General features: G+C 36.9%; 3 protein-coding genes. All 3 read right to left on the reverse strand.

Annotation, left to right across the window (positions count from 1 at the left end):
• Nucleotides 1–600 precede the first annotated feature (600 nt).
• The 3 genes from guaB to FFX44_RS12470 all read right to left on the reverse strand — a co-directional run bounded on the left by guaB (nucleotide 601) and on the right by FFX44_RS12470 (nucleotide 5853).
• A complete protein-coding gene (gene guaB / locus FFX44_RS12460; RefSeq protein ID WP_289981716.1) occupies nucleotides 601–2085 on the reverse strand; it encodes an IMP dehydrogenase in 1485 nt (494 codons plus the stop codon).
• A gap of 320 nt (nucleotides 2086–2405) precedes the next feature.
• The gene (locus FFX44_RS12465; protein ID WP_289981721.1) at nucleotides 2406–3683 is read right to left on the reverse strand and encodes an MFS transporter; all 1278 of its coding nucleotides are present in this window, start codon (nucleotides 3681–3683) and stop codon (nucleotides 2406–2408) included.
• Between the two features lie 397 nt (nucleotides 3684–4080).
• Nucleotides 4081–5853 (reverse strand): oleate hydratase, encoded by a 1773-nt coding sequence (locus tag FFX44_RS12470; RefSeq protein ID WP_289981722.1) that lies wholly within the window; start codon nucleotides 5851–5853, stop codon nucleotides 4081–4083.
• Nucleotides 5854–6340 lie beyond the last annotated feature (487 nt).

The raw sequence follows: 6340 nt of genomic DNA on the forward strand, positions 1-6340 counted from the left end.
TTCTGTTAGAGGTCTTGAAAAGGTAAAAAGAGAAGCTGGAATTGCCTTGATGGCAATGAATATTAGAAAATTGGTAGCGAAGGGCACCAATCATAACTGTTTTATAAACCCAAAGAAGAGATTAGTGGCACAGCCCCTTTATTGACACTGAATCACATTCAGATCTTTTCAAATAGTTATTAAAAAAACCATATACCTTTTCCTGTTGATAGCTTATGGCTGTGATAGTCTATCAGCAGGATTTTTCATGTGGAGTTGGGGTAAAAGTTAAATTTTAAAGTCCTCTATATATTATTACGAATAAACGTATTTCATAAGTCAAAATTTTCCGTCTAACTTCGAATCACTCATAGCAGAGTTCTCGCTATATTCGTAATTTCTAATTGATACTCAAATTCCACCGACTTATGGCACACACTTCCTTCATTAAAAAATCCATCTACAACATCATTTTTAAGGAGATTCAAAACTTACAAACCTCTTAGACAATTTTATAAAATTTTCGCTCCGTATTAAAGCCTTGACATATATTCTAAATGCTTGTGAAACCAAGCAAAAAGCAGAACTCGAAGCAAGATAGCTTCTAAGTTCTGCATAAAATTATTTACTATAGTTAGGTGATTCCTTAGTAATCTGAACGTCATGTGGATGCGACTCGCGTAAACCTGCATTTGAAATCTGAATAAATTGTGCATCGTCTTGCAATTCTTGCAAGTGTGCTGCGCCAACATATCCCATTCCTGCGCGTAATCCACCAACAATTTGATAGACAATATCTGCAAGTGAGCCCTTGTATGCGACACGACCCTCAATACCTTCTGGAACGAGCTTGTTGGCTTCATTTACACTACCTTGGAAGTAACGGTCAGATGAACCATGCTTGCTGTCCATTGCCCCCAAGCTGCCCATACCGCGATAGGTCTTGAAGCGGCGACCTTGATAAATTTCTGTCTCACCAGGTGCTTCATCTGTTCCAGCCAGCATGCTACCCAACATAACTGCACTTCCACCTGCTGCCAAAGCCTTAACAACATCACCAGAATATTTAATTCCACCATCAGCAATAATTGTTTTGCCATATTCACGAGCCACACTTGCTGCATCATAAATAGCTGTAAGCTGAGGTACTCCAACGCCGGCCACAATCCGAGTTGTACAAATCGAGCCAGGTCCAATTCCAACTTTGACTACATCGACACCAACATCATAGAGTGCGCGTGCAGCTGCTGCGGTTGCAACGTTACCAGCAATCAATGTTGCTTCTGGAAAATGCTCGCGAATCTCACTGATTTTGCGAATTACTCCTGCAGAATGACCATGAGCAGTATCAATTACAATTGCATCAACACCTGCATCTAACAAAGCAGCAGCGCGATCGAAAGTATCACTTGTAACACCGACTGCAGCCCCAACCAGTAAACGACCATGTTCGTCTTTTGCTGCATTTGGAAATTCAACAACCTTTTCAATATCCTTAATGGTTATTAAGCCCGTGAGCTTACCATCTTTATCAATCATTGGTAATTTTTCAATTTTGTGTTTTTGCAGAATTTCTTCTGCCTTTTTCAAAGAAGTTCCCTCAGGTGCAGTCACAAGATTTTCCTTAGTCATTACACCATCAATCGCAACAGTTCGATCTAAAACAAAGCGGAGATCACGGTTAGTAATAATTCCGACAAATTTACGATTTTGCAATGTTTCAACAATTGGAACGCCGCTAATACGATATCTTCTCATTAACCCCTCTGCCTCAGCAACTGTATTCGATGGAGTCAGAAAAAATGGGTCAATGATTACGCCACTCTCAGAACGCTTGACTTTACGAACCTCATCAGCTTGTCGTTCAATCGTCATATTCTTATGAATAACACCTAGTCCACCTTGGCGGGCCATTGCGATTGCAGTCGCTGATTCAGTAACTGTATCCATTCCTGCACTTATAATCGGGATATTTAACTTAATATTTTCTGCAAGTTGCACCTTCAAATCAACATCGTTTGGTAAAACATGACTTTCAGCTGGAATTAATAGAACATCATCAAACGTAAAACCTTTTTTCGCGAACTTGGTATCCCAATTAGACATTACAAAAACGCTCCTTTAAATTTATTTTTATTTTCTAAAATACAAAATATTCTTACTAAAATCAAGTATTCTCATTTATTTATTAGAATGTTGTTGCTAAATAATCCCTTTCTGGCTTTCAAACTAACTAATATCCATTGAATAGTTTAATTCATTATACATTAAAAAAGTATATCTGCTATATTGAGATTTCCTGCGAAATTACTTTATACAAGAAAGGAGCTACATCAAAATTTAACTTTTGATCCAGCTCCACTCTGAATTTATACTATGTTACATTCTTCTCGTTACTTGAAAAATTCGTTCAATCAAACACAAGTCTACTTGTCTAATTTGGAATGTCTTGAGGTTTCAAGCATTCTGACATAAACAATTAAGCTGACAAAAACCGCCGCTGACACATAATAAAAGAACCAGCCTTCATGATTAATCGTCTTCAGCCATAAGGCAACGTACTCAACCGTTCCACCAAAAATCGCTACTGTCAGTCCATATGGTAATCCAACACCTAAAGCTCTGATCTCTGTTGGAAAAAGTTCTGCCTTTACAACTGCATTGATTGAAGTGTAACCACTCACAATCATGAGACCCGCCAGCATTAATACAAACGCACTGAACGGACTGTCAAACAACTGCAATCCTTTAAAAATTGGAACGGTTAGCAGTGTGCCTAAGATTCCAAACCAATACAACAATGGCTTACGACCTATCTTATCTGAAAGATGACCAAATACCGGCTGCATAATCATGAAGATTAACAGTGCCAAGAAATTGATTTCGGTAGTTAATCTTGTTGGCAAGCCTAAACTATTGATCATATACTTCTGCATATAAGTAGTGTAAGTATAGAATGCAATTGTCCCACCGAATGTCAATCCAATGACAGTCAGTACTTGTCCTGGATACTTAGCTAATTGTTTCAGAGTTCCCTTCTTCTTACCATTCTTAGCAGATTCCTTGAATTGATTAGTCTCATCCATAGACAATCTGAGATACAGCACAATAAGTGCTCCTAGCGCGCCAACAACAAATGGAATTCTCCATGCCCAAGCACTCAACTGAGCATCATCAAAGAAATACTGTAACAAGATTTGGACAATTAGTGCAAGCAATTGCCCACTAATCAGTGTTACATATTGAAAAGATGCGTAGTATCCTCTTCGATTCGAACTAGCCATTTCCGAGAGATATGTTGCTGAAATACCATATTCACCACCAAGAGAGATTCCTTGCACTAGCCGCACCAGCACCAAAATAATGGGTGAAAGAATTCCAATGGTTTGATATGTTGGAACGATTGCAATGATAAGTGAACCACAAGCCATAATGACAACAGAAAGCGTCAAGGCTGAACGTCGCCCATGCTGATCTGCAAACTTGCCCATTATGAAACTCCCAAATGGTCTCATTAAAAAGCCGACTGCAAACACAGCAGCAGCACTCAATAATTCAACAGTTTGATTGTTGCTTGGGAAAAATGCATTCGCAAAATAAATAGCAAAAGATGCATATATGTACCAATCAAACCACTCGATCATATTGCCCAAAGAACCTTTGATTATGTTGCTTGCAATTTTTCTTTCTTTTTTCTTATCCAAGTTATATCCCTCCTATGTCAGCTCTAAAAAGCTCGTAATGGGACTAATTATCGCATGTATCATCGCTCCTTGCATCCTCGCACACTTTAAATTCGTTTTATCATGTTATGTCAATAAATGCTACTATGATAAGGATCACTATAATAAAAACTATTTTATATAGATTTTCTGCTTTGCTTTTAAAAGTTATTAAGCTTTTTTAATAACTTTTTCACTGGTAAGCCTTCAAAAAAAGTTATTATATTAAATTGAAATTAGAAAAAATTTTAAAAAAATTCACAAAAAAGGGCTAATCTGAAAAATTTCCACAGAGTAGCCCTTAAATGTTATTGACATTGAATTAAAATCAGGTTTTATACTGATCTCACTACTGCTTCTGAACGAATGTATTCCTTGTTTAAAGCAGTTTAGCTTCTTCTAATAATTCAGCCAACCAAGTCTTTTTTAATTTTGAAATCCCAATCTTCTTTACTAATCCTGGAATTGGCAAGTTAATCTCATTCAACTGCTTCTTATCATTCAAATAATATACTGCCTTTAATAACTCACGGATATCATAGATAGAATTGAAGACCTCTGGAACGCCCCTTTCAACACCTAAAAGCATATACACTGCTTCCATTGCCGTTCTGACAGAGTACTCAGTCGTAAAAACTGTATCTCTCGTTGGCGATTCAGCAAAATTACCGATAAAAGCCAAGTTAACAGAGCCATCTGGCACAACATCAGGTCGGTCACCCTTTTGTCTTGGCATAAAATAAGAAGTAATAAATGGCATATACACAGGAACCGTATTAATTGACTCCTGTGCCGCTAACTGCTCAATCTTAAACTCTGGAACTCCTAAATGATATAAAAACTCCTCAGTAATTTCTTTACCTGAACAATCAACAATTTTTTTATGGACATAATTACCTTCAGTATCTGAATAAAGTCCATAAATCCAAACTATGGTCTCATTTTCAGATTGTTCTTTAAAATGCGGCTGTCTATGAATTGCAAAACTCATAAGCCAATTAGAATCAGTAATCGTAATTATTCCACCACTATTAACTTTACGATCATGCAAATCCCGCTTAGTTAAGCGTTCAATATATGGTTCAACTGCTGCATTCTTGATTGTTGCCGTTGCAGAAACAAACCAGCTTTTCTCTGGCAAATCTTGATAAAATACCTTAGGATTACCAAAATCTGTAGACTGTTCAGCCAAGTTTTCCCACAAATTCCAGCTACCGCCTAACTCTGTTGTTGCAGGTGCAGGAGTATTATGATCCCCATAAGTTGTACTTTCTGTAATTGACCCATTTGTAACAAGGACTAAGTCATTTTCAGTAAGAATCGTTTCAGTTTGCTGACCAGCTACAGTTAGTAATAATTTCTTTGCAACTTTCCTGCCATCTGTAAAATCAACTTGAATATTATCAACAGTTGTACTGTATTGAACATCGACATTATGTGTCTTCAAGTATGCAAGAATTGGTTTTACCATTGAATCATACTGATTGTACTTATTGAATTTAAGTGCCTTAAAATCAGGCAATCCGTCAATATGATGAATGAAACGCATTGTGTATCGTCTCATCTCAACTGCAGAATGCCATTTTTCAAAAGCAAACATCGTTGCCCAGTAGGTCCAAAAATTACTCTCGAAAAACTTGGGTGAGAAGAAATCTTCAATTGTCTGTGTTCCTAACTTGCTCTCAGGTGTCATAACTAGTTTAATCAATTCGTTTGACGATTTATCAAGTGTGTAGTCCCCATCATTTGGCACACGATTGCCTCGATCATATATCAATCTGCAATTCGACGAATTCGGATCATCTTTGTCTAACCAATAATATTCATCTAAGTATGATGCACCTTCAACCTCAAGGGATGGAATAGAACGGTACATGTCCCACAAACATTCGAAATGATTCTCCATTTCCCGACCGCCACGAGTAATAAAACCCACATTCGGTCGATTAGCTCCATCCAATGAACCACCCGCAAGTGGTAATTCTTCTAGCAAATGAATATGCTCGCCTTTCATGTGTCCATCACGAATTAAGAAAACAGCAGCAGCTAAGCCTGCTAATCCAGCTCCAACAATATAAGCCTGCTTTTGATCAACATTAGCCGGCTTTCTTGGTCTAGCAAAAGCTTCATAATTCCCATTAGAATAATACATTTTAATCATCCCTTCTTGTGAACTAGTATACAAGTAAAGGGTACTCCTTAACTACAATAATTCAAAATAGAATGGTTCTTATATGTTTGAAGTAATCAAAAATTGGGTTAAGGTTTGGATTAAAAGTTAAGTTTCACCATCTTATGTCACAATACTTAAAGTATTAATTTACAGCAAAAAACAGTTCCAATATTCTATAAATATCGCGAACTGTCTTAATTAATTTTTTAATCATATCTAGTAACTGGGGACTGAGTTAAAAGTTAAGTTTTGATTCAGTTCCTCTATTTATTCCGTATAAACGTGTTTCATAAGTCAAAACTTTCCGTCTAACTTCGAATTACTCATAGCAAAGTGCTTGCTATGTTCGTAATTTCGAGTTAGTACTCAAATTTTCCCGACTTTGTACTGCCTTAAAAAAGTTGGACATGTTTATTTTAATTGTTAGCTAGATACTGTTTACGATATTCGACTGGAGTTAATCCAT

Origin of the sequence: Lactobacillus sp. UCMA15818 (assembly GCF_030400225.1) — a bacterium.
Lineage (GTDB): Bacteria > Bacillota > Bacilli > Lactobacillales > Lactobacillaceae > Liquorilactobacillus.